Below are 22043 nucleotides of genomic sequence, written 5' to 3' on the forward strand. Positions count from 1 at the left end.
GGGATGCCGGACGACGCGTGGATCAGTCGTGGTCCGACGACGGGCGGACGGAGAGGTGATGCAGATGGTGCTCGGAGCGGGCAGCGCCTGGGTCCTCGTGAGCGCAGGCGCATGCGGTGGGGGAGGCCGGAACGTCGAGGGTCGGGTTCCGGTCGAAGAAGTCGTGCGGCTTGAGGGTGAACCCGCACGAGTCGACGGGCATGATCGGCCAGTCCTCGGTGCGCGGGAAGTGGGTGAGCCCGAACGTGTGCCAGAGCACCAGGTCGGCGCCGTCGAGCGATGCATTGTCGGCGACGAAGGCCGGCAGCCCCTGCTCGGGTGCGCTCTGGTTGACGACGTCGCCGGCGGGGTAGCGTTCCTCTGGGTCGTAGGCGGTGACCCACAGATCGGCGGTCGCGAAGCGCGCTCGGGAGGCGATGACGGAGTCCGGCCGGGCGAGCAGCACCGGCTTGCCCTCCGGGGCGAGCACGTAGGAGACCGGTCGGCCGAGGCGATTCCTGGCATTCGCGCTGCTGACCCGCCAGGTGCGGTCGACGGAGCTGTCCGCCCTGCGGCGCGCTTCCCGCTCGCTGCGCAGCCGCGTCGCCGTGAAGCCGATCGCGGTGCCGTACGGGTTGTCCTCGTCGACGGCGACTGTGCGCGCATCGACCTCGTCGACGACGGCGCCGCCCTCGTCGACGGCCATGTCCAGCCGCGCGCAGAACAGGTGCTGGTGATACGGCGCGGCGAGACCGGGAGCGAGCTCGCTGGCGAATCGGGCGGTGCGCTCGTCGTACGCCGCGGTGAACACGAGGCCGGTGGCCTTGGCCTCGAACTCGATCTTCCCGTCGAGATAGAGATACCAGTAGAAGCCGTAGTCGTAGTTGCCCACGGTGACGAAGAACGACACGACGAGACGTCGCTGGCGGCGCACGTCGCTCGATCCGGTGAACTGCTCCGTGTGCTTCCACAGGACGCCGGCGTCCTCTTCGTGGATGCAGATGGCGTTCGGCAGCACCTTCACGTCCCCTCTCGCATCGGCGATCGGCACGTCCACGTAGGTGATGTCGCCGACGCAGTCGCAGCCGAGCTCGAGCGAGTTCACGAGACGGCCCAGCAGGTACTCTCCCGTGTCGAAGTAGTTCTGCCAGAACCGCACCGGGCCGGGGTCGCCGTAGGGGACCAGCATCTCGGCGATCGATGCGCGATGCACGATCGGACGGATGCGACCGTCGTCCTCGAAGCCGACGGCGTGCAGGATCAGACCCTCGCGCATGTCGTATCCGATGCGCAGCGACCACTTCTCCCACGAGACGACGTCGCCCTCGAAGGAGAAGCTCGGACCCTCCGGCTGCCGGATCTCGATCGGCTTCTGCGTCGTGCGCTCCGGTCCGAAGGCGCCGGGGACGTGGTAGTCGGCGCTCTCCTGCGGGATCGGCATCACGCCGGTGTCGATGACGTCGACGACAGCGCGGGCGCCGAGGTCGACGTAGGCGACGAGACCGTCGATGGGGTGGGCCCATGGCACGGTCTGCGGGGTGGGCTGGTGGTGTCCGAGGACGCGTGCGAGTCGGCGACCGCTCTCGCCCTCGATCGGATAGCGGCCGGCGGAGAGGCCGGCGAGCGCCACGGTGCTCGGATCGTCGATGCCGCGTTCGGCGAGCGCCGCCGCCCAGCGCGGGTCCGCGACGAGGAGCTCGCGGATGATCCCGTGCTCCTCCTGCAGCAGAGGCACCTGCCCCTCGGTCTCGGGATCGATCTCCTCGTCGCGGGAGATCGTCCCGTCGTCGATGTCGACCGAGATCGCACGGGCGCAAGAGCTGTCGACGTCGAGCAGCTGGACCCTGGCGCGGCGGGGGACCGGATGCCCCGCCGTGACGAGGCGCCGGTCGGGCTCGTCGAGCCCGATGTAGGCGATGCGGTGCGAGGCCGAGAGCGCGCCGTGCGCGCGGAGGATCTCGGCGACGCGCTCCAGCTCCGCAGCGGACAGCGTCGCGTACGGCGCCCCCGAGCCGTCGCCCAGCTGGAAGGAGCGCTGTACGTGGGCGGAAGGGGAACAGCTGCAGTTCATGAGATCTCCGTAGAAGTCTGATCCGGGACGTCACAATGCCGGAACGTTCCGGCAAAGGTATGCGAAAAGCGTGTTTCGCCGCAAGACCCGGATTGTTTCCGTGTCGTTACGAGTGTCTGTGTGTGGTTAGAATCGGCCGCATGCAAGAGCCCAGACGTGCCCGATTGGTCGATGTCGCTCGGCGCGCCGGCGTGGGGAAGACGACCGCGTCGGATGCGCTCAGCGGCACGGGGCGGGTGTCCACCGCCACCAGGGAGGCGGTCCTCGCCGCCGCGGCGGAGCTCGGATACTCGGCGAACCCCGCGGCGCGTCATCTGCGCGGCGGCTCCGTCGGCACGATCGGGATCGTGCTCCCCGAGGTCGTCTCCCGGTCGTCGTACTACATGGCCTTCACGTTCGGGATCGTCACGAGCGCGGCCTCCCACGACATCGACGTGACGATCGTCAGCCCCTCGATCTCCTCCGGCCGGTCGCGTCCGATCCGCGCGGACGGGCTCATCATCGGCGACCCGCTCTCCGGGGACCCCGGCCTGCCCGCCCTGCTGGAGTCCGGCATCCCGATCGTGACTCAGGAGCACCTGCCCGAGGACGTCTCGGGAGCGGCGGACGGGGTGGTGTGGTCGTCGCACGAGACCGGCATGCTGCGGCTGCTCGACGAGATCGACGTCACCGAGGCCCGGCATCCCGCCCTGCTCGTCGCCCCGGACGCGACGGACTGGTCCCGGCAGCTCGTCGCCGGCTATCGCACCGGGTGCGCCGTACGAGGCCTCGCACCGGTCATCGCGCCGATCGCGTTCGAGGCGCCCTGGCGTGCGGTGCGGGAGGCGACGGAGCGGCTGCTCGTCGAGCATCCGGAGACCGACGTGATCATCTGCGCCCCGGACTCCAGCGCCATCGAGGTCGCCGCAGTGCTGGGCCGGCATGGCCGGGTCGTCGGCGAGGACATCACCGTGGTGTCGTGCGTCGACCACCCGTCGCTGCCGTTCCTGACACCGTCGATCACCTCGATCGATCTGCGCCCGCGGGAGTCCGGCGTCGCGTGCTCCGAGCTCCTCATCGACCTCATCGAGGGGCGCGCGGAGCACGGCACCGACGTGGAGTTCCCCATCGCCGTCGTCGCTCGCGAGTCGACCGCGCACGCACTGCGGGTGGCGGCGCCGTGACCGCTCCGCTGGACGGCGTCGTCGTCGCCGATTTCTCCCGCGTGCTCGCGGGTCCGCTGGCCACCATGACGCTCGCCGACCTCGGAGCCAGGGTGATCAAGATCGAGCGGCCGGGCAGCGGCGACGACACGCGCGCCTGGGGGCCGCCGTATGCCGAATCCGGCATGACGACGTACTTCGAGTCGGCGAACCGCGGGAAGGAGTCCGTGGCGCTCGACCTCACGGATCCGTCGGACAGAGCGCGCGCGCACGCGATCATCGCCCGCAGCGATGTGGTGATCGAGAACTTCCGCCCCGGTCTCTTCGCCCGGATGGGCTTCGACTGGGACACGCTCTCGGCACGTCATCCCGGGCTGGTGTACGCGTCGGTGAGCGGGTTCGGGCTCGGCGACGGCGCGTCGCTGCCCGGATACGACTTCGTCGCGCAGGCCGTGGGCGGGCTCATGCACATCACGGGGGAGCGCGATGGCGAGGCGGTCAAGGCCGGAGTCGCGCTGGTGGACGTGCTCACCGGGAAGGACGCCGTGATCGGCATACTCGCGGCGCTTCGCCGGAGAGAGAGCTCAGGGCGGGGCTCGCGCATCGACGTGAACCTGCTCTCCAGCCTGCAGGCGGCGCTGGTCAATCAGATGTCCGCGCACCTCGGTGCCGGCGTCGAGCCCGGGCGTCTGGGCAACCGGCATCCGTCGATTGCGCCCTATGAGGTGCTGCACTGCGCCGACGGCCCCCTCGCCGTGGCATGCGGCAACGACGCGCAGTTCGTGAAGATGGCCGCCGAGCTGGGGAGCCCTGAGGTCGCGGAGGATCCACGCTTCCGGCGCAACTCCGATCGCGTCGCGCACCGGGAGGAGCTGGTGCGCGTGCTCGAGAGCGCGCTCGCGGCGGATACCGCCGGGGCCTGGTCGGCGCGCCTGAACCGCGCGGGCGTCGCGGCCGGCGAGGTCAACACGATCGGCGACGGGATCGCACTCGCCGAGCGGCTGGGACTGGAGCCGGTGCGGGAGGCCGTCGGCGCGGACGGGCGCCGGTCCCGCCAGATCCGTCCGCCGATCTCGTGGACTCCTGCCATTCCCGAGCCCGCCGGCGCCCCGCCGCGGCTCGGCGAGCACGACGAGACCGTCCGTGCATGGCTGGACGGATCAGCCGGCTAGGACTCCAGCCGCCGCAGCGCGAGCCACAGCTCCGCCGATACGTCCGGATCCTCGAGGGACACGCTCAGCAGGCTCTCCGCTGCGGCGATCCGCGGTCGCACGGTGTTGCGGTGCACGCCGAGCTCGCGCGCCGCGCGCTCGGCGTGGTGGTGATGCCGGAGATACGCACGGACCGTCGCCAGGATCCCGGGCCCGCCCGCGGCCAGCCTCCGTATCCAGGCCTCGGCGCGGACCGGCTGCTCGATCGCCGACCCGGCGACGCCGTTCGCACGCCACAGTGCGAGGACACGACCCGCGGCGGCGGGGACGGCGTCGAGGGGCGTCGGGATGCCGACGACGCCCCGCGCGAGCACGGGCTCCGCGGACGCGGCGACCAGCCGCAGGCGCACGCCGTCCCGTTCGGCGACGAGCGCGGAAGCGGAGCGGGCGGCATCGTCGGGATCCACCAGCACGCGAACGGTGTCGGGCACCGGCATCCCCGCCGTGCGGCCGAGGGCGCGGGCGGCATCGGGCTGACCATCCAGCGCGAGCTCGGTCACCCATCGCGCCGGCTCGCCATCGGAATCCGGTCTCCCGAGGACGAGACGCAGCAGCGTCACGGCGGTGAGCGCGAGCTGACGGTCGGCGCGGGCGAACGGACGCGCAGCGCCCAGGGCGAGGGCGCCGCGCGTGACGACGCCGTCCGACACGGCGTGCGCGATCACGGTCGACCCCTGAGAGACGAACGAGGCTGCCGCCACGCCGGATCGGCCGAGGGAACGCTCGACGTCCTCTGCGACGCTGCCGAGCAGGCCGCCCGCCGACGGAGGGTGCAGCAGGGCGGCGGGCGCGGAGGTCTCCAACGGCACCCATGCGGCCCAGCCGCCGATGGCCTGCGCCATGAGCCGCGTGACGGCCGCGAGGGGTTCCGGGCCGGCGGCGGCCTGCGCGAGCCGGGTGTGCGCGTGGGCGGTGCGCAGCGCGGCGTCCTGCTCGTCGCGGCCGGAGATCGCCCAGAAGGCTCGGGACACATCGAGGAAGGGCGCGCCGTCCGGTACGACGAACAGCGGGAGCCCGGCGTGCCGGCAGTGCTCGACGAGACCGGCGGGCACGTCGTCCCAGCCCTCGCCGAGACCGATGCCGAGCGCCCCGGCGCCATGCGCCGCGATCCGCGCGACGTAGCCGGCGTCCTCGGCTCGGCCGGTGAGCGGGATGCCGGTGGTGAGGAGCAGCTCTCCGCCGTCCAGGTAGCGTCCGGGGTCCCGCAGCTCCGACACGTGGACCGCGCTGATCTCCCGCGCCGCGTCGAACGGGACGAGCGGTCGCAGGGCCGTGCGCGCGGAGCGGACGATCTCGCCGAGGGACACCATCGCTCCAGTGTGCGATATGCACAGCAGAGGATGCAACGTTAGGCAGGACGGCCAGGGCCTGCGGGACGCGACCCGTCTAGCCTCGTGCTCATGACCTACGCACCCCGCCTCGTCACCGAGATCCCCGGCCCGCGCTCCCGCGAGCTGCACGCTCAGCGATCGCAGGCCGTGGCCGCCGGCTTCGGCGTCACCTTGCCGGTGTTCATCGCGCGCGCCGGGGAGTCGACCCTGGAGGACGTCGACGGCAACACGCTCATCGACTTCGCCTCCGGCATCGCGGTGACGAGCGTGGGCGCCGCCAACGCGCGCGTCAGGGAGAACGTGGCCGCGCAGCTGGAGCTGTTCACCCACACCTGCTTCATGGTCACGGAGTACGAGGGCTTCGTGCGCGTGGCGGAATGGCTCAACGCCCGCACGCCCGGCGACTTCGAGAAGCGCACCGGGCTGTTCAGCACCGGAGCCGAGGCCGTCGAGAACGCGGTGAAGATCGCCAGGGCGTACACCGGCCGGCCCGGCGTGCTCGTGATCGACGAGGCGTACCACGGCCGGTCCCTGCTGACCATGGCGATGACCGCCAAGGAGCACCCCTACAGGACCTCGTTCGGACCGTTCCCTGCCGATGTCGTCCGCGCCCCGAACGCGAACCCGCTCCGCGGTGCGGGGGCGGACGAGGCTCTCCTCGAGATCGAGCGACTCATCGCCCGGCACGGAGGGGATGTCTTCGCCGCTCTCGTCGTCGAGCCCATCCAGGGCGAGGGCGGCTTCGTCGTGCCGGCGCCCGGATTCCTCGCCGGGCTCCGCCGCATCGCCGACGCGTACGGCATCGTCCTCATCGTCGACGAGATCCAGACGGGCCTCGGACGCACGGGTCGGCTGTTCGCGAGCGAGCACGAGGGCATCGCCGCAGACATCACGCTGACGGCGAAGGCGCTCGGGGGCGGTCTGCCGCTGAGCGCGGTGACCGGCCGGGCCGACATCATGGACGCCGCCCATGCCGGCGGACTCGGCGGCACGTACGCCGGCAACCCGCTGGCGTGCGCCGCGGCGCTGGCGGTCTTCGACGTCCTCGACGATCCCGGGCTGCTGCCGCGCGTCGCCGGGATCGAGGCCACGATCCGACGCCACCTCGAACCGGTGCTGGCCGAGATCGAGACCGTCGTCGACGTCCGCGGACGCGGGGCGATGATGGCGATCGAGTTCGCCGAGCCGGGGACGCTCGTCCCTCGTCCCGATCTCGCACAGCGCATCTCGGCCGCCTGCCATGCCGCCGGCGTCCTGACGCTGACGTGCGGCACCCACGGCAACGTCATCCGCCTGCTTCCCCCGCTGGTGATCGACCCGGACGCGCTGAGCGCGGGGCTCGAGATCCTCACCGCGGCCATCCGCGCCGCCGCCGCCGAGGAGGCCGCCGCATGACCGCCGTTCCCGATCTGCTCGACTTCGACGATCTCCTCACCGCCGAGGAGCGCGCGACGCGCGACCGGGTGCGTGCTTTCGTCGACGCCCGCATCCGCCCCAACATCGCCGACTGGTACGACCGCGCGGTGTTCCCGATCGATCTCGTGCCCGACCTCGCCGACCTCGGAGTCCTCGGCATGCACCTCTCCGGGTACGGCTGCGCCGGACGCAGCGCCGTGGAGTACGGCCTCGCGGCGCTCGAGCTGGAAGCAGGCGACTCGGGGCTGCGCACGTTCGTCTCGGTGCAGGGATCGCTCGCCATGAGCGCGATCCACAAGCACGGCAGCGAGGAGCAGAAGCAGACGTGGCTCCCGAGGATGGCGCGCGGCGAGGTGATCGGATGCTTCGGTCTCACCGAGCCCAACTCCGGCTCCGACCCGTCCAGCATGACGACCTTCGCCCGGCGAGACGGCGACGGATGGGTGCTGAACGGCGCCAAGCGCTGGATCGGGCTCGCGTCCATCGCGCAGATCGCGATCATCTGGGCGCAGACCGATGAAGGGGTGCGCGGATTCATCGTGCCGACCGACGCCGAGGGGTTCGTCGCGACGCCGATCGCCCCCAAGCTGTCGATGCGCGCGTCGATCCAATGCGACATCGCACTCACGGATGTGCGTCTGCCCGCGAGTGCGAGCCTTCCGCAGGCGCGAGGGCTGCGCGCGCCGTTCTCGTGCCTGAACGAGGCGCGCTACGGCATCGGCTGGGGCGTGATCGGAGCGGCGCGGGACAGCTATGCGACCGCGCTGTCGTACTCGAAGAGCCGGCTGCAGTTCAACCAGCCGATCGCCGGATTCCAGCTGACGCAGCAGAAGCTCGTCGACATGGCCGTCGAGATCGAGAAGGCCCAGCTGCTCGCACTGCGCCTCGGTCGTCTGAAGGACGCCGGGAGGCTGCAGCCTCATCAGATCTCGGTCGCCAAGCTCAGCAACACCAGGGCGGCGATCGCGATCGCACGCGAGGCGCGCACCATCCTGGGCGGCAACGGCGTCTCCGGCGAGTACTCGCCCCTCCGGCACGCCGCGAATCTCGAGTCCGTGCGCACCTATGAGGGCACCGACGAGGTCCACACCCTCGTGCTCGGCGCGCACATCACCGGCATTCCCGCCTTCCGCACCACCACCGAAGGAGCATCATGACCGTCACCGCACTGCGCCACTTCATCGACGGCGCCTGGGTGCCCGGCTCCGGCACCGCGCTGGTGGACGTCAATCCCAGCCGCCCCGACGATGTCGTCGCCGAGGGGCGCGGTGCGTCCCCCGATGACGTCGATCGCGCCTACGCCGCCGCTCGAGCCGCCTTCGACGGATGGCGGCGGACCCCGGCGCGCTCGCGCGCGGCCGTCCTGCTGCGGGCGGCCGACGTCATCGACGCCCATCGTGAGGAGTGGGGACGAGAGCTGGCGCGCGAGGAGGGCAAGACGATCGCCGAGGCCGTCGCCGAGACCGGGCACTCCGCGAGCATCCTCCGCTTCCACGCCCAGGAGGTGGAGCGCGCGAGCGGCGGCGTCTTCGAATCGCCCACGCCGGGGGAGCGCATCCTCGTGGTGCGCCGTCCGGTCGGCGTGATCGGCGCCCTCACGCCGTTCAACTTCCCGATCTCGATCCCGGCGTGGAAGCTCGCGCCGGCGCTCGTCTGGGGCAACACCGTGGTCTGGAAGGCGGCGGCGCCCGTCCCCGTGCTGGCGATGCGGTTCGCGCAGGCGCTCGAGGAGGCGGGGCTGCCCCGCGGCGTCCTGAATCTCGTCAACGGCGCCGCCGAGGTGGGAGAGGCCGTCGTCGCCCATCCGGACGTGGATGCGGTCACGTTCACCGGCTCCACCAGGGTCGGTCGGATCGTCGCCGCGCAGCTCGCCGCGCGGGGCGTGCCGTTCCAGGGGGAGATGGGCGGGAAGAACGCCGCGCTCGTGCTCGACGACGCCGATCTCGACGTGGCCGTCGAGCAGGTGGCCGTCGGCGCCTTCCGCGCCGCCGGCCAGAAGTGCACGGCGACATCGCGCGTGATCGTGCACGAGGCCGTCGCCGACGACTTCCTGCGGCTCCTGGCCGCACGGACGCGGGCGATCCCGGTCGGCGATGCGCAGGATCCGCACGTCGAGCTCGGGCCGGTCGTCGACGGGAACGCCCGGGATCGCGTCGTCGCGGCGCTGGGCCGGGCGCACTCCTACGCCCGACCGGTCGTCGCACCGGAGCCGTACGGCGCTGGGCCGCTCGCCGAGGGCTACTTCGTGCCCCCGTCGGTCTTCGAGCTCTCCGACGCCGCTCCCGGGGAACTGTGGAACGAGGAGCTGTTCGGCCCCGTGGTCGGCGTGCGCCGCGTGTCGTCGGCAGCGGAGGGGATCGCGCTCGTCAACGACAGTGAGTACGGGCTCTCCACGGCCGTGTTCACCACCGATCTCGGAAAGGCGCTGAGCGCGATCGAGGACATCCGCGTCGGCGTCGTGCATATCAACTCTGCCTCCGCCGGGGCCGATCTGCATGTACCGTTCGGCGGCAGCGGAGCGAGCGCGCTCGGCCCGAAGGAGCAGGGCGCGGTCGCCAGGGAGTTCTTCACCGAGACCGCGACGGTGTACCTCAAGGGCTGACATCGCGCGACGCGCGGCGCGCTCCACCGCCGTGTCCGATTTCCGCGTGCCAGGTGCGTGCGAGCGTGTCAGAGTGGAGGCATGGTCCTCCCCGCGATGAGCTTCGACGAGCGGTACCGCGCGATCGATGCGCGGGACACGCGCTTCGACGGGCAGTTCGTGACCGCGGTCCGCTCCACAGGGATCTACTGCCGCCCGAGCTGCCCGGCGCGCACGCCGAAGCCCGAGAACGTCACGTTCTACCCGACCAGCGCCGCCGCTCACGAGGCCGGCTACCGCGCCTGCAAGCGCTGCCTGCCGGAGGCGGCTCCCGGGTCCCCGCACTGGGATCTGCGCGGGGACACGGCCGCCAGGGCCATGCGCCTCATCGCGGACGGCGTCGTCGAGCGCGAGGGCGTTCCCGGCCTCGCCCGGCGGCTCGGCTACTCCCGCAGGCATCTGACCCGGCTGCTGACCGAGGAGCTCGGCGCCGGGCCGCTCGCTCTCGCCCGCGCCCACCGGGCGCACACGGCCCGGATGCTCCTCGTCGGCACGGACCTCCCGGTCGCCGACGTCGCGTTCTCGGCCGGGTTCGCCAGCATCCGACAGGCCGGCGAGACGATCCGCGAGGTCTTCGGGATGTCGCCGACCGAGCTGCGCGGCCGGCGGCACAGGGACGGGACCGTCGTCCCCGGGGAGATCGACCTGCTGCTGCCGCACCGCGAGCCGCTGGATGCCGCCGGTCTTCTGGCCTGGATGGCCGCTCGCGCGCTTCCCGGCGTCGAGCGCATCACCGCGACGTCCTTCTCCCGGTATCTGCGCATGCCGGGAGGACCGGTCTGGTTCGAGATCCGCCTCGAGTCCGGGCGACTGCGCCTGCGCGCCAGGGTGACCAGGCTCGGCGACCTGGCCCCGCTGGTGACGACGGCGCGCCGGCTGTTCGACCTGGACGCGGACCCGGTCGCGGTGGATGCCGCTCTCGGATCCCATGCCGAGCTCGCCGCCGCCGTCGCGACCACGCCGGGCATCCGCATGCCGGGAGCGGCCGACCCGCACGAGATGCTCATCCGCGCGATGGTGGGTCAGCAGATCACGGTCTCCTCGGCGCGCACGGCGCTCACGGCGCTCGCCGTCGCCCTGGGGGAGCGGCCGTTCGAAGGACTCGGCGCCCCTGAGGACGAGACCGCTCTGCTCTTCCCCACGATGGCGGCGATCGCGGAACGCGGGAACGAGGTGCTCCGAGGGCCCGCAGCGCGCATCCGCGCGATCACGGGAGCCGCCGCGGCGCTCGCCGACGGGTCGCTGCCGCTCACGGTCGGCGACGACTCGGCGTCCCAGCGCGAGGCGCTGCTCGCCATGCCGGGCATCGGGCCGTGGACGGCGGACTACGTGCGGATGCGCGTGCTCGGCGATCCCGATGTCCTCCTTCCCGGCGACGTCGCCGTCCGCACCGGCGCGGCGGCTCTCGGAATCCCGGCAGACGCTGTTCCGCTCGCCGCCTGGGCAGGGCGCGCCGCTCCCTGGCGCAGCTATCTGAGCGCCCATCTCTGGCGTGCGTCCGCCGTCCGCGCGAGCACGCGAACGCTCTCGAAGAAACCCGCGACCACGACATCTGCACGTTCTCACGAACGGAAGGGAACATCGGCATGAGCATCATCCAGACCATCGACACCCCGGACGGGGCGTTCACGATCCTCGTGGACGACGCGCAGCGCGTGCTGTCGTCCGGCTGGACAGCCGACAGGGAGGCGATCCTCGGCCGGCTCGCCGGGAGGCACCGACCCGCCGACCTGCGCGAGGGGGAGACGGATGCCGCGGCGGCCGTCACCGCCTACTATGCCGGCGATGTGACGGCCATCGACGATGTTCCCGTCGTGCAGTTCGGCACGCCCCTGCAGCAGCGCGGCTGGGCGGCGCTGCGGGGCATCGTGCCGGGGCGGCCGCTGACGTACACCGCCTTCGCCGCGGCGCTGGGCGAGCCCAGGGCCGTGCGGGCGGCGGCGTCCATCTGCGCGCGCAACGCGCCGGCGCTGTTCGTGCCCTGCCACCGCGTGCTGCGCACCGACGGTACGCTCGGCGGCTTCGCCTGGGGACTCGACGTGAAGGAGTCCCTCCTGGCGCGCGAGTCCGCGCGCTGATCCCCGCTCCGCCCTCACCCCCTCGCGCCGGGGAGGTTCCTCGTGTGGGCGCCTCGCGGCCCGAAAGACGACCATACAGGGAACCGGCTCGAGATCGGTGCGGCCACAGGAGGAACAAGTCCGGTCGCGGCAGGAAGAAGATCTTGCACTCCACCGGCGAGAAGAAATAGGCTGGAGGGCTGTCGCGCCGACCGGCCGGCGCCGCCGATCCCGAGGAGGACACCATGATCTCGATCACCGTCGCACAGGTCTCCGCTCCGGGCATCCGCGTGGCGACCTCCCGCGGGTAGTCCCCTTCCCCGCATCCGTCTCTCGCCGCCGCGGCTCCGCCGTCGGCCATCGCCTCGTCATCGTCCTCGCCTCGCACCCCCTGAGAGTCATGTCTGCCACGCCCTCCTCGTCCCTGTCCACCCCCGCCGCCCTCTGGCGGCTCAAGCCCTTCGTCAAGCCGGTCGCCTGGCGTCTCGTCGGCGGTGCGATGAGCGCCCTCGCCGCCGCGCTCATCGCGCTGACGATCCCCATCGTCCTGGAGCAGCTCCTCGCGGCGAACGGGCCCATCGACTCCGGCGTGATCTCCGCGATCGTCTGGGGCGCCCTCGGCGTGCTGGGGCTCGCCCTCGGCGAGGCCCTCATGGTGTGGCTGCGCCGCCAGTTCGTGCTCAACCCCGCCACCGAGGTCGAATACCGCATGCGCGCCGACCTGTACGCGCGCCTGCAGACCCTGCCGGTCGCCTTCCACGACCGCTGGCAGTCGGGGCAGCTGCTGAGCCGCATGATGCAGGACATCAACCTCATCCGCCGGTGGCTCGCCTTCGGCATGATCCTGCTCGTCGTGAACATCCTCACGATCATCATCGGCTCCGTGCTGCTGTTCCGCTGGCACTGGCTCCTCGGCACGATCTTCCTCGTGACGGCGATCCCGCTGTGGATCCGCGGCTACCTCTTCGAGAAGCGCTACGGCGCCCTGACCCGGCGCAGCCAGGATCAGGCCGGCGATCTCGCCACGAGTGTCGAGGAGAGCGTGCACGGCATCCGCGTGCTCAAGGCCTTCGGCCGCGGCAAGCACGCCCTCAGCCGCTTCAGCCGGCAGGCAGAGACGCTCCGTGAGACCGAGATGAGCAAGGCCGGCGCGGTCGCGTCGATCTGGTTCTGGCTCGACCTCATGCCGCAGATCGCCTTCGGCCTGAGCCTGATGACAGGGATCTGGCTGATCTCGCAGGGCGCGATCACCCTGCCGGAGCTGTTCGCCTTCTTCGCCATGGCGACCGTCCTGCGCTGGCCGATCGAGTCGATCGGCTTCCTGTTCTCCTTCCTGCTCGATGCGCGAACGGCCACGGACCGCGTCTTCGAGATCTTCTCCGAGACGAACACCATCACCGATCCCGAGAACCCCGTGCACATCGCGGAGCCTCGGGGAGAGCTCGCGTTCGAGAGCGCGCACTTCCGGTACCAGGACGCCGGCGCCGCGGAGCGCGACCTCCTGGACGGCATCGACCTCGTCCTGCGGCCGGGGGAGACCATGGCCCTGGTCGGCCTCACCGGCTCCGGCAAGACGACGCTCACGACACTCCCCGCCCGACTGTACGACGTCACGGGCGGCAGGGTGACGCTGGACGGCGTCGATGTGCGCGACCTGCCGCTCGCGGAGCTGCGCCAGCACGTCGCCATGGCGTTCGAGGACGCCACGCTCTTCTCGGCATCCGTGCGGGAGAACGTGCTGCTCGGTCGTGCGGATCTGGACATCCACAGCCCCGAGGCGGAGCGTGTCCTGCGCGAGGCGCTCGACGTCGCACAGGCCGGATTCGTCGACTCCCTGCCGGACGGCGTCGAGACGGTGATCGGTGAGGAGGGGCTGAGCCTGTCCGGCGGCCAGCGCCAGCGCCTCGCCCTGGCCCGCTCCGTCGCGGCGAACCCGAAGGTGCTCGTGCTGGACGACCCGCTGTCGGCCCTCGACGTCGACACCGAGGCGCTCGTCGAGGAGGCGCTGCGCCATGTGCTCGCCGAGACGACGGCCCTGATCGTCGCGCACCGTCCATCGACGGTCGCGCTCGCCGACCGCGTCGCGCTCCTCGAGGCCGGCCGCGTCACGGCGGTCGGGACGCACTCCGAGCTGCTGCGCACCAGCGCGCACTACCGCCACGTCATCTCCAGCCTCGAGGCGGAGGAGGCCGCGCGCACCGGTGCGATCCCCATCATCGTGGATGCATCCGCGGGGAGGAGCGCATCCGCAGACCGTGCGGATGCCGTCGAGGACGAGGAGGTGCAGGCATGAGCTCCACCGTCGCAGGGACCCGTGACGAGGACCGCTCGAACCTGACGCGCGAGGAGAGCCGCGCGATCCGCAGGCGATCGCTGAGACTGCTCGGCTCTCTCGTGCGCCCGCTGCGCCGGCAGATCGTCGTCGCCGCGGTCGTGCTGGTGATCTCGACGGCGCTGCAGGTCGCCGGTCCGATCCTCATCAGCATCGGCCTCGACACCGCGCTGCCCGCGGTGCTGGAGCGCGCCGACTGGATGCCGACGTTCGCGATCGGCCTGATCTACCTCGTCGCCGGCGCCGTGGCATCGGTGCTGATCGCCTGGTACGTCCTCATCGCGGCCAGGATCACCCAGGCCGTGCTGCTCGATCTGCGCAAGCGCATCTTCCTGCACACGCAGCGCCTGAGCCTGGAGTTCCACGAGTCGTACACGTCCGGTCGCATCATCTCGCGTCAGACGAGCGACCTGGACTCGATCCGCGAGCTCCTCGACGGCGGGCTGAACAACCTCGTGTCCGGCGTGCTGTACGGCGCGTTCACGTTCATCGCCCTCGTCGTGTGGGACTGGCAGTCCGGCATCATCCTGGTCGTCGCCCTCGTGCCGCTGTTCCTGCTGATGCGCTGGTTCTACGCGCGCTCCCAGGTCGTGTTCCGCGAGTCGCGGGTCATCAGCGCGAAGGTGATCGTGCAGTTCGTCGAGACGATGACCGGCATCCGCGCCGTGAAGTCGTTCCGCAAGGAGCCGCGCAACGACGCGACCTTCCAGCGCCTCGCCGGCGACTACCGCGACATCAACCGCCGCTCGATGCTGCTCTTCGGCACCTTCGAGCCCGGGCTCATGGGGGTCGCCGCGCTCACGCTCGGCGCGGTCGTGCTCTGGGGAGGCATCCGCGTCTCCGACGGCGCGCTGACGGTCGGCGTGCTGCTGTCGGCCGTGCTGTACGTGCGCAACTTCTTCGCGCCCATGCAGGAGATCGCGATGTTCCTGAACTCCTACCAGTCGGCCACGGCCGCCCTGGAGAAGGTGTCCGGCGTCCTGGAGGAGATCCCGACGGTGCCGGACCCCGAGAAGCCGGTCGACCTATGGGAGTCGCGCGGGCACATCTCCTTCGACGAGGTCACCTTCGGGTACTCGGACGAGAAGACGATCCTGCCCAACTTCTCGCTCGACATCCCGGCCGGTCAGACGATCGCGCTGGTCGGCACGACGGGGGCGGGCAAGTCGACGCTCGCGAAGCTCATCTCGCGGTTCTACGACCCTTCGAAGGGGACGGTGACGCTGGACGGCATCGATCTGCGCTCGCTGCACCCCAAGGATCTGCGCCGTGCGATCGTGATGGTCACCCAGGAGGCGTACCTGTTCAGCGGGACCGTCGCGGACAACATCGCGCTCGGCCGTCCGGATGCGACGCTCGAGGAGATCCGCGCAGCCGCCGTGGCCGTCGGGGCCGACGGGTTCATCGAGTCGCTGCCCGACGGGTACAGCACGGACGTGAACAAGCGCGGGGGGAGGGTGTCGGCGGGGCAGCGCCAGCTGATCTCCTTCGCCAGGGCCTTCCTCGCGGACCCCGCGGTCCTCATCCTCGACGAGGCGACGGCGTCGCTGGACATCCCCAGCGAGCGACTCATCCAGGATGCGCTGCAGACGCTCCTCGCCGATCGCACGGCGATCATCATCGCGCACCGCCTGTCGACGGTCGCGATCGCCGACCGGGTGCTCGTCATGGAGCACGGCCGCATCATCGAGGACGACACCCCCGCCGCCCTCATCGGCGGCACGGGCAAGTTCGCGCAGCTGCACGCGGCCTGGCAGGAGACGCTGGTCTGAGTCCGAGCCGACCGGGGGGCGGATGCCGTGGCATCCGCCCCCGGTTAGCATGAGGGGCATGGATCCGGTGCTGCTCGATTTCTGGTGGGTCGTCCCCGCCGCGGCGGGCGCCGGTGCGGCGGGGGTGTGGGCGGTGAGACGGAGAGGAGCCGAGCGACGCCTCGGTTACGACGCGGCGAATCTCGAGCTGCGGGATGCCGTCTCGGAGGCGACCGCGAAGCAGCAGCTCGTCCGCGTCGCGCGCACCGAGGCGGCCAGGCTCGCGGCGGAGCGCGCTGCATCCCGCGCCGGCGCCGAGGAGGTGAGCAGGGCCAGGCGCGCCCTGCAGGCGGCGCAGCGGGAGGCGAAGGCGGCCGCTGCGACCGTTCGGCATCTCCGCGCCCGCGTGGCGGCGGAGCGCGCGGCGATCCCGTCGCGCTCCGAGTCGACGCCGCTGGCGCGCCTGCGCGCCGAGCACGACACCGTGCTGGTCCGCTGGATGCAGTACGAGACGGATCCGGCGAAGCAGATCGCCTATCCGACGATGAGCGATGCGCACGTCCCTTCGACCGCCGCCTTCCTCACCGCCCTCGAAGGCGCGCAGGGCTCCCGTCCTTCCGCGGACGGCGCGACCCCGCAGGAGTACACCGCGTACCGCCACGCCGTCGAGCGGCTGCAGGGCGCCTTCGCCGATGCCGAGCGCGCCGCCAGAATCGCCGCAGGGGAGAAGGCGGACCCTGCGCCATGGCAGGACGCCGCACAGCAGGTCATCGCCCTGTCCGCGGACGTCATCGACCGGGCGGCCGCCGCCGCGGCGTCCGCCATCGCAGCCTGGAGGGACCGCACCCAGCGCTGACAGGGCCGGATGGGAAGGCGACGGGGTCTCGGTGGGGGAGGGAATCCGAGGCCCCGCCGCCGGTCTAGGAGGGGATCCGGATCTCGGCGATGACCTCGCCGTACTCCGTCTCACCGACAGGTGAGAAGCCGACGCGGTTGAAGAAGGCCTCAGGACCCCCCTCACCGGCCTCATAGATCACGTCCACGTGGTCGAAGCCGCGCGAACGGGCTTCATCCACCAGCGCCTCCACGGCGAACCGGCCGACGCCGCGGCCCTGATCGTCGGCGTCGACGTTGATGCGCCACAGGATGGAGCGGAAGTGCTCTTCGGGCGCCTCGACATCGAAGTTGGCGCTGACGAAGCCGACGACCTCGTTGCGATCGAGGACGACGCGCTGCCAGGAGGTCTGCGGATTGATCACCGTGGCGGCGATCCCGTAGGAGACGGGCGCGAGGAACTGCTCCTGCCCCGGTTTGAGGGACAGGGTGTTCACGGCGACGATCGTCGCGGCGGAGAGTTCGACCACGCGCAGTTCGGACATATGCCCAGGGTAACGGTTCCCGCTGTCCGCGGCATCAGCCGAACGTCGTGATTCTCCCGGATGAACGGCGCGCCGGGCGCTCAGGTATCTTGGTATCGAGACAAATGCCCTCGTGAACGGAGAATCTCGCGGTGACCGACGACGCCATCATCTACACCTACACCGACGAGGCGCCGGCTCTCGCCACCGCCTCCTTCCTCCCGATCGTCCAGGCCTACACGGGGAAGGCGGGTATCGACGTCGAGACCCGCGACATCTCGCTGGCCGGCCGCATCCTGGCCGCGTTCCCGCAGAAGCTCTCCCCGGAGCAGCAGGTGGGCGACGCTCTGGCCGAGCTCGGCGGGCTCGCGACGCTCCCGGAGGCGAACATCATCAAGCTGCCGAACATCTCGGCATCCATCCCGCAGCTGAAGGCCGCCGTCGCCGAGCTGCAGCAGAAGGGCTTCGACGTGCCCGACTTCCCGGACGAGCCCGGCTCGCTCGAGGAGAAGGACATCCGCGCCCGCTACGACCGCATCAAGGGATCCGCCGTGAACCCGGTGCTGCGCGAGGGCAACAGCGACCGCCGAGCGCCGCTCGCGGTGAAGAACTACGCGCGAAAGCACCCGCACCGCAACAAGCCGTTCGCCGAGGGATCCCAGACGCGCGTCGCGACCCTCGGCCACGACGACTTCAAGCACAACGAGCGGTCCTGGGTCGCCGCCCATGACGACGTGCTGAGCTTCCGCCACATCGCAGCGGACGGCACGGTCACCGTGCTCAAGGAGGGGCTGAAGGTCCTCCCGCGCGAGATCATCGATGCGACCTTCCTGTCGGCCTCGGCGCTGGACGCGTTCCTCGCGGAGACTCTGGAGACGGCCAAGGCGGACGACGTCCTGTACTCCGTGCACCTCAAGGCCACGATGATGAAGGTCAGCGACCCGATCATCTTCGGCCACGTCGTGAAGGCGTTCTTCGCCGACGTCTTCGCACAGTACGGCGAGCAGCTCGCCGAGGCGGGGCTCAGCGCGAACGACGGGCTCGGCTCGATCCTCGCCGGCCTCTCCGGCGTCGCCGGCGGCGAGGAGATCGCCGCCGTCTTCCAGCGTGCGATCGACGAGGGTCCGAAGCTCTCCTACGTCAACTCGGACAAGGGCATCACCAACCTGCACGTGCCCAGCGACGTCATCGTCGACGCCTCGATGCCGGCGCTGGTGCGCAACGGCGGAAAGCTCTGGGGCAAGGACGGCGGAGAGGGCGACACCCTCGCGGTCATCCCCGACTCCTCGTACGCGGGCGTCTACCAGGCCGTCATCGAGGACGTGATCGCGAACGGCCCGCTCGACCCCGCGACGATCGGCACCGTGCCGAACGTGGGGCTGATGGCCCAGGCCGCCGAGGAGTACGGCAGCCACGACAAGACCTTCGAGATCCCCTCGGCGGGCACCGTGCAGGTGGTCGACAGCGAGGGGACCGTGCTCATCGAGCACGAGGTCGGCGCCGGCGACATCTGGCGCGCCACGCAGACCAAGCACATCCCGGTGATGGACTGGGTCCGCCTCGCCGTCTCCCGCGCCCGTGCGACCGGGGTCCCTGCCGTGTTCTGGCTCGACGCCAACCGCGCGCACGATGCGCAGATCATCGCCAAGGTCCACCAGGGCCTCGCGACGCTGGACGTCAAGGGCCTCACGATCACGATCCTCGCGCCGGAGGAGGCGACGCGGTACACGCTCGCCCGCCTGCGCCACGGGCTGGACACGATCTCCGTGACGGGCAACGTGCTGCGCGACTACCTCACGGATCTCTTCCCGATCCTCGAGGTGGGCACCTCGGCGAAGATGCTCTCGATCGTCCCGCTGCTCGCCGGCGGCGGCCTGTTCGAGACCGGTGCCGGGGGCTCTGCGCCCAAGCACGTGCAGCAGCTCGTGGAGGAGAACTACCTGCGCTGGGACTCGCTGGGCGAGTTCTTCGCCCTGGCGGCATCGCTCGAGCACTTCGCCGACCGCACGGGCAACGAGAAGGCGCGCGTGCTGGCCGAGACGCTGGACGCGGCGACCGGGACGTTCCTCGAGCAGGACCGCTCGCCGGGCCGCGCGCTCGGCACGATCGACAACCGCGGCAGCCACTTCTACCTCGGTCTGTACTGGGCGGAGGAGCTGGCCGCGCAGACGAAGGATGCCGATCTCGCGGCGACCTTCGCGCCGATCGCCGCAGAGCTGGCCTCGAAGGAGACCGAGATCGTCGCGGAGCTGAACGCGGCGCAGGGCTCTCCCGCCGACATCGGCGGCTACTACCGCCCCGACGCGGCCAAGGTCGCCCGGGTCATGCGTCCCTCGGCCACCCTGAACACGGTGATCGACGCGATCGCCTGAGACGCGGGAGCACGACACGAGGGCCGGATGCCTCGCGCATCCGGCCCTCGTCGTCCGTACCGGCACGGCCGGAGGCCGAGAGGACGGATGTCGGCCCGATTCGGCCGGATCGACCGACATCCGTCCTTTCTCCCGACATCTGTCCCGCGCACGGAACGATGGCGGGAGACGGACGAGGGGACTCCCGCCCCTCAATCAGTTGTGTTCGCGGGGCTCGACAAACTTTCCATCGGCTCGGCGGAGCGAGCACACTCCGCTCTCGCCTCAATCAGTTGTGCACCCAGACCTCGACGCCCTGCGGCGCCCACTCGTAGATCTGCTGGGCGCGGTAGTTCGGCATGCCGACGCAGCCGTGGCTCATGCGGTTGCCCCAGTTGCTGTGCCAGTAGACGCCGTGCAGCGCCTGGTCGCCGTTGAAGTACATCACCCAGCGCACATTGGGCTGGTAGTAGAACGGCTTGACCGTGGTGTCCTCGCGGCCCATGTTCTGGCTCTCGAGCTTCCACTTGATGGCGTAGGTGCCCGTCTCGGTGTCGTTGCCGCGCCTGCCGCTGGAGATCAGCCAGGTGTCGATCACCTTGCCGTTCTCGAGCAGATAGAGCCGCTGCTCGCTGAGGTTCACCTCGACCTTGCGCACGACGTCCGTCGTCTGGAAGGGCACTTCCTCGACGGGGAGCGCGTAGGCGGCGTCGCCGCCGCTGAGCTGCGCGGCGAAGTCAGAGGCCGCCGTGCTCACGTCGCCGAGCTCGCGCCCGTTGACGCCGGCCGTGATCTCGCGCAGAACCTCGCCGGAGGAGTTCACGACGGTCTTGGCGTTCACCGCGGCGCGGTTGACCGACTTCGCAAGGGTGTCGACTGCGGTCTGGATGGCGGTCTCATCCGCCTTGATGACCAGTTCGCCGTCCTCGGGGACGACCGTGATCCACTCGGCGGCGACGGCGGGCTCGACGGGGACGGTGCGCTCCTCGCCGACGTAGAAGCCGATGCCGGCCAGCATGCCGTTGAGCTCCTCTGCCGTGGCAGAGGCCTCTTCATCGGAGATGGCCGGCGGCGCCTCGGTCGGGTCTCCGGAGAACTCCAGCTCGCTCCTGCCCTCGGCGACCGCCGAGACGAAGGCCGCGGTGAGGTCCTCGACGTCGATGCCCGTGCCGGACTCGGCCGCCGTGGTCACGTAGGCTCCGGATGCCGCGTCGAAGGCGACGGTCGCGTCGGTCGCGTCGGTGAAGGACGAGGGCACGGCGCTGCGCAGGGCGCTCTGCGCGGCATCCTGGTCGATGGCGATCGGGGCGGCGATCGGATCCGCCATCCAGGTGGCGATGTTCCACATCGGACGCTCGGAGAAGGCCTGGTTCGCAAGGGACTCGGCGTCGAGGGACGCGCCGAGGTCGGCACCGGTGATGACGGTGTCGCCGCCTGCGCCGGTCAGCGTGATCTCGGTGTCGGCCAGGCGGCCGGCGATGGTCTCCGCGGCCATGCCCGGGGTCTGCCAGCCGATCTGGATGCCCGCGACGCTGGTGCCCGGAGCGATGAGCACGAGCGATGCGGCCGCCGCGCCCAGCACGGCGACGCCCGCGGCGATGCCCACCCACAGCCCGATGCGCCTCTTCTTGGGCGTCGGCTCGATCGGAGCCCACTCCAGGGGCGGGTTCTCCCCGGCTCCGGAGGCACCGGAAGGAACGGCTTCGGAGACCACCTCTGTCGCGGCGGTGTCAGAGCCAGGTGCGGCAACGAGATCGGTCACGATCTCACCCCCCGTGGTCGGCGTGACGCTTACGTGCCCATGGTACGGGATCAGTGTCACGGAACGGCAACGGTTCACTGTGACACGGCGCACAGCACGGCCCCCGGACCGAAGGGTCGCGGGGGCCGTGCCGAGGGGCTGTCAGCCGGCGCAGAGCGTGCTGAGCGCCGTCGCGGACTCGGTCACGTCGGTCGAGATCGTGCTCAGCTCGGATGCGACCGAGGTGTCGCCGTCGATCAGGACCTTGGACAGCAGGTCGCGCAGCTCGCCGAAGTCCTCGTAGATGGCCGTCGCCGCGGTCTTGACCTCTTCGTTGGACACGGAGTCGGCCGCGGCGCCGATGGCGTCGACGGTCGCGGTGAAGTCGTCGACGAATCCCTGCGGGTCGGAGGACGCCGCGGAGATGTCGAGCGTCGACAGGTCGCTGGTCGCGTCCGTGACCTGCTGGGTCACGAGCGCGCAGGCGTCCGCCACCGACTGGTCTGTCGTGGTCTCCTCGGTCGTGGTCTCCTCCGACGTGGTGTCGTCGGAGGCGGTGTCATCGGACGCGCTGGGCGTTCCGGAGCAGGCCGTCAGGCCGAGTACGGCGACGGCCGCGATCGTCCAGGCTGCGATGGTGCGATTCATGATGCTTCCCCTCC

At 71.0% G+C, this 22043-nt stretch carries 16 protein-coding genes; 11 read left to right on the plus strand and 5 right to left on the minus strand.

Annotation, left to right across the window (positions count from 1 at the left end):
- Positions 1-22 precede the first annotated feature (22 nt).
- Positions 23-2050 carry a primary-amine oxidase gene (locus tag ACYVGQ_RS13215; protein WP_460785104.1) on the minus strand — a complete coding sequence of 676 codons (2028 nt, stop codon included), beginning with the start codon at positions 2048-2050 and terminating at the stop codon, positions 23-25.
- A gap of 140 nt (positions 2051-2190) precedes the next feature.
- On the opposite strand from ACYVGQ_RS13215, the gene ACYVGQ_RS13220 reads away from it, so the two are divergent.
- A complete protein-coding gene (locus tag ACYVGQ_RS13220) occupies positions 2191-3213 on the plus strand; it encodes a LacI family DNA-binding transcriptional regulator (protein ID WP_460785105.1) in 1023 nt (340 codons plus the stop codon).
- Positions 3210-4364, plus strand: coding sequence for a CaiB/BaiF CoA transferase family protein (locus ACYVGQ_RS13225; RefSeq protein ID WP_460785106.1), 1155 nt, complete (start codon positions 3210-3212; stop codon positions 4362-4364). The genes ACYVGQ_RS13220 and ACYVGQ_RS13225 overlap by 4 nt, the downstream gene beginning before the upstream one ends.
- Here ACYVGQ_RS13225 and ACYVGQ_RS13230 read toward each other — a convergent pair.
- Positions 4361-5713, minus strand: a complete 1353-nt coding sequence (locus tag ACYVGQ_RS13230) for a PucR family transcriptional regulator ligand-binding domain-containing protein (protein ID WP_460785107.1) — start codon at positions 5711-5713, stop codon at positions 4361-4363. The genes ACYVGQ_RS13225 and ACYVGQ_RS13230 overlap by 4 nt on opposite strands.
- Before the next feature lie 90 nt (positions 5714-5803).
- On the opposite strand from ACYVGQ_RS13230, the gene ACYVGQ_RS13235 reads away from it, so the two are divergent.
- The 8 genes from ACYVGQ_RS13235 (at position 5804) to ACYVGQ_RS13270 (ending at position 16787) form a co-directional block, all read left to right on the plus strand.
- The gene (locus ACYVGQ_RS13235; RefSeq protein WP_460785108.1) at positions 5804-7129 is read left to right on the plus strand and encodes an aminotransferase class III-fold pyridoxal phosphate-dependent enzyme; all 1326 of its coding nucleotides are present in this window, start codon (positions 5804-5806) and stop codon (positions 7127-7129) included.
- Positions 7126-8307, plus strand: coding sequence for an acyl-CoA dehydrogenase family protein (locus ACYVGQ_RS13240; RefSeq protein ID WP_460785109.1), 1182 nt, complete (start codon positions 7126-7128; stop codon positions 8305-8307). The genes ACYVGQ_RS13235 and ACYVGQ_RS13240 overlap by 4 nt, the downstream gene beginning before the upstream one ends.
- Entirely contained in the window at positions 8304-9752 is a 1449-nt protein-coding gene (locus ACYVGQ_RS13245) for an aldehyde dehydrogenase family protein (RefSeq protein ID WP_460785110.1), read from the plus strand. Before ACYVGQ_RS13240 ends, ACYVGQ_RS13245 begins: the two co-directional genes overlap by 4 nt.
- A gap of 81 nt (positions 9753-9833) precedes the next feature.
- Complete coding sequence (locus ACYVGQ_RS13250) at positions 9834-11381, plus strand: Ada metal-binding domain-containing protein (RefSeq protein WP_460785111.1); 1548 nt, start codon at positions 9834-9836, stop codon at positions 11379-11381.
- Positions 11378-11869, plus strand: coding sequence for a methylated-DNA--[protein]-cysteine S-methyltransferase (locus ACYVGQ_RS13255; RefSeq protein ID WP_460785112.1), 492 nt, complete (start codon positions 11378-11380; stop codon positions 11867-11869). Before ACYVGQ_RS13250 ends, ACYVGQ_RS13255 begins: the two co-directional genes overlap by 4 nt.
- Before the next feature lie 379 nt (positions 11870-12248).
- Positions 12249-14141, plus strand: coding sequence for an ABC transporter ATP-binding protein (locus ACYVGQ_RS13260; RefSeq protein WP_460785113.1), 1893 nt, complete (start codon positions 12249-12251; stop codon positions 14139-14141).
- Positions 14138-15952 carry an ABC transporter ATP-binding protein gene (locus tag ACYVGQ_RS13265; RefSeq protein WP_460785114.1) on the plus strand — a complete coding sequence of 605 codons (1815 nt, stop codon included), beginning with the start codon at positions 14138-14140 and terminating at the stop codon, positions 15950-15952. Before ACYVGQ_RS13260 ends, ACYVGQ_RS13265 begins: the two co-directional genes overlap by 4 nt.
- A 58-nt stretch (positions 15953-16010) precedes the next feature.
- Positions 16011-16787: a hypothetical protein gene (locus ACYVGQ_RS13270; RefSeq protein ID WP_460785115.1), complete on the plus strand. Its 777-nt coding sequence runs from the start codon at positions 16011-16013 to the stop codon at positions 16785-16787.
- Positions 16788-16851: 64 nt separating this feature from the next.
- Here ACYVGQ_RS13270 and ACYVGQ_RS13275 read toward each other — a convergent pair whose 3' ends face one another.
- Positions 16852-17310, minus strand: coding sequence for a GNAT family N-acetyltransferase (locus ACYVGQ_RS13275; RefSeq protein ID WP_460785116.1), 459 nt, complete (start codon positions 17308-17310; stop codon positions 16852-16854).
- 131 nt (positions 17311-17441) lie between these two features.
- On the opposite strand from ACYVGQ_RS13275, the gene ACYVGQ_RS13280 reads away from it, so the two are divergent.
- Complete coding sequence (locus tag ACYVGQ_RS13280; protein WP_460785117.1) at positions 17442-19661, plus strand: NADP-dependent isocitrate dehydrogenase; 2220 nt, start codon at positions 17442-17444, stop codon at positions 19659-19661.
- Between the two features lie 268 nt (positions 19662-19929).
- Here the strand turns inward: ACYVGQ_RS13280 and ACYVGQ_RS13285 are convergent, their stop codons facing one another.
- Both ACYVGQ_RS13285 and ACYVGQ_RS13290 read right to left on the minus strand, forming a co-directional pair.
- Entirely contained in the window at positions 19930-21402 is a 1473-nt protein-coding gene (locus ACYVGQ_RS13285) for a L,D-transpeptidase family protein (protein ID WP_460785118.1), read from the minus strand.
- A 141-nt stretch (positions 21403-21543) separates the two neighbouring features.
- On the minus strand, positions 21544-22029 hold the full coding sequence (locus ACYVGQ_RS13290) for a hypothetical protein (RefSeq protein WP_460785119.1): 486 nt from the start codon (positions 22027-22029) through the stop codon (positions 21544-21546).
- Between the last annotated feature and the right edge of the window lie 14 nt (positions 22030-22043).

This window comes from Microbacterium tumbae (assembly GCF_054780175.1).

Bases quoted from the DNA above. Each gene is read 5' to 3' on its own strand.
- ACYVGQ_RS13220 (WP_460785105.1), top strand. From the start codon at position 2,191: ATGCAAGAGCCCAGACGTGCCCGATTGGTCGATGTCGCTCGGCGCGCC.
- ACYVGQ_RS13230 (WP_460785107.1), bottom strand. From the start codon at position 5,713: ATGGTGTCCCTCGGCGAGATCGTCCGCTCCGCGCGCACGGCCCTGCGA.
- ACYVGQ_RS13215 (WP_460785104.1), bottom strand. From the start codon at position 2,050: ATGAACTGCAGCTGTTCCCCTTCCGCCCACGTACAGCGCTCCTTCCAG.
- ACYVGQ_RS13265 (WP_460785114.1), top strand. From the start codon at position 14,138: ATGAGCTCCACCGTCGCAGGGACCCGTGACGAGGACCGCTCGAACCTG.
- ACYVGQ_RS13235 (WP_460785108.1), top strand. From the start codon at position 5,804: ATGACCTACGCACCCCGCCTCGTCACCGAGATCCCCGGCCCGCGCTCC.
- ACYVGQ_RS13250 (WP_460785111.1), top strand. From the start codon at position 9,834: ATGGTCCTCCCCGCGATGAGCTTCGACGAGCGGTACCGCGCGATCGAT.
- ACYVGQ_RS13270 (WP_460785115.1), top strand. From the start codon at position 16,011: ATGGATCCGGTGCTGCTCGATTTCTGGTGGGTCGTCCCCGCCGCGGCG.
- ACYVGQ_RS13240 (WP_460785109.1), top strand. From the start codon at position 7,126: ATGACCGCCGTTCCCGATCTGCTCGACTTCGACGATCTCCTCACCGCC.
- ACYVGQ_RS13245 (WP_460785110.1), top strand. From the start codon at position 8,304: ATGACCGTCACCGCACTGCGCCACTTCATCGACGGCGCCTGGGTGCCC.
- ACYVGQ_RS13275 (WP_460785116.1), bottom strand. From the start codon at position 17,310: ATGTCCGAACTGCGCGTGGTCGAACTCTCCGCCGCGACGATCGTCGCC.
- ACYVGQ_RS13255 (WP_460785112.1), top strand. From the start codon at position 11,378: ATGAGCATCATCCAGACCATCGACACCCCGGACGGGGCGTTCACGATC.
- ACYVGQ_RS13290 (WP_460785119.1), bottom strand. From the start codon at position 22,029: ATGAATCGCACCATCGCAGCCTGGACGATCGCGGCCGTCGCCGTACTC.
- ACYVGQ_RS13260 (WP_460785113.1), top strand. From the start codon at position 12,249: ATGTCTGCCACGCCCTCCTCGTCCCTGTCCACCCCCGCCGCCCTCTGG.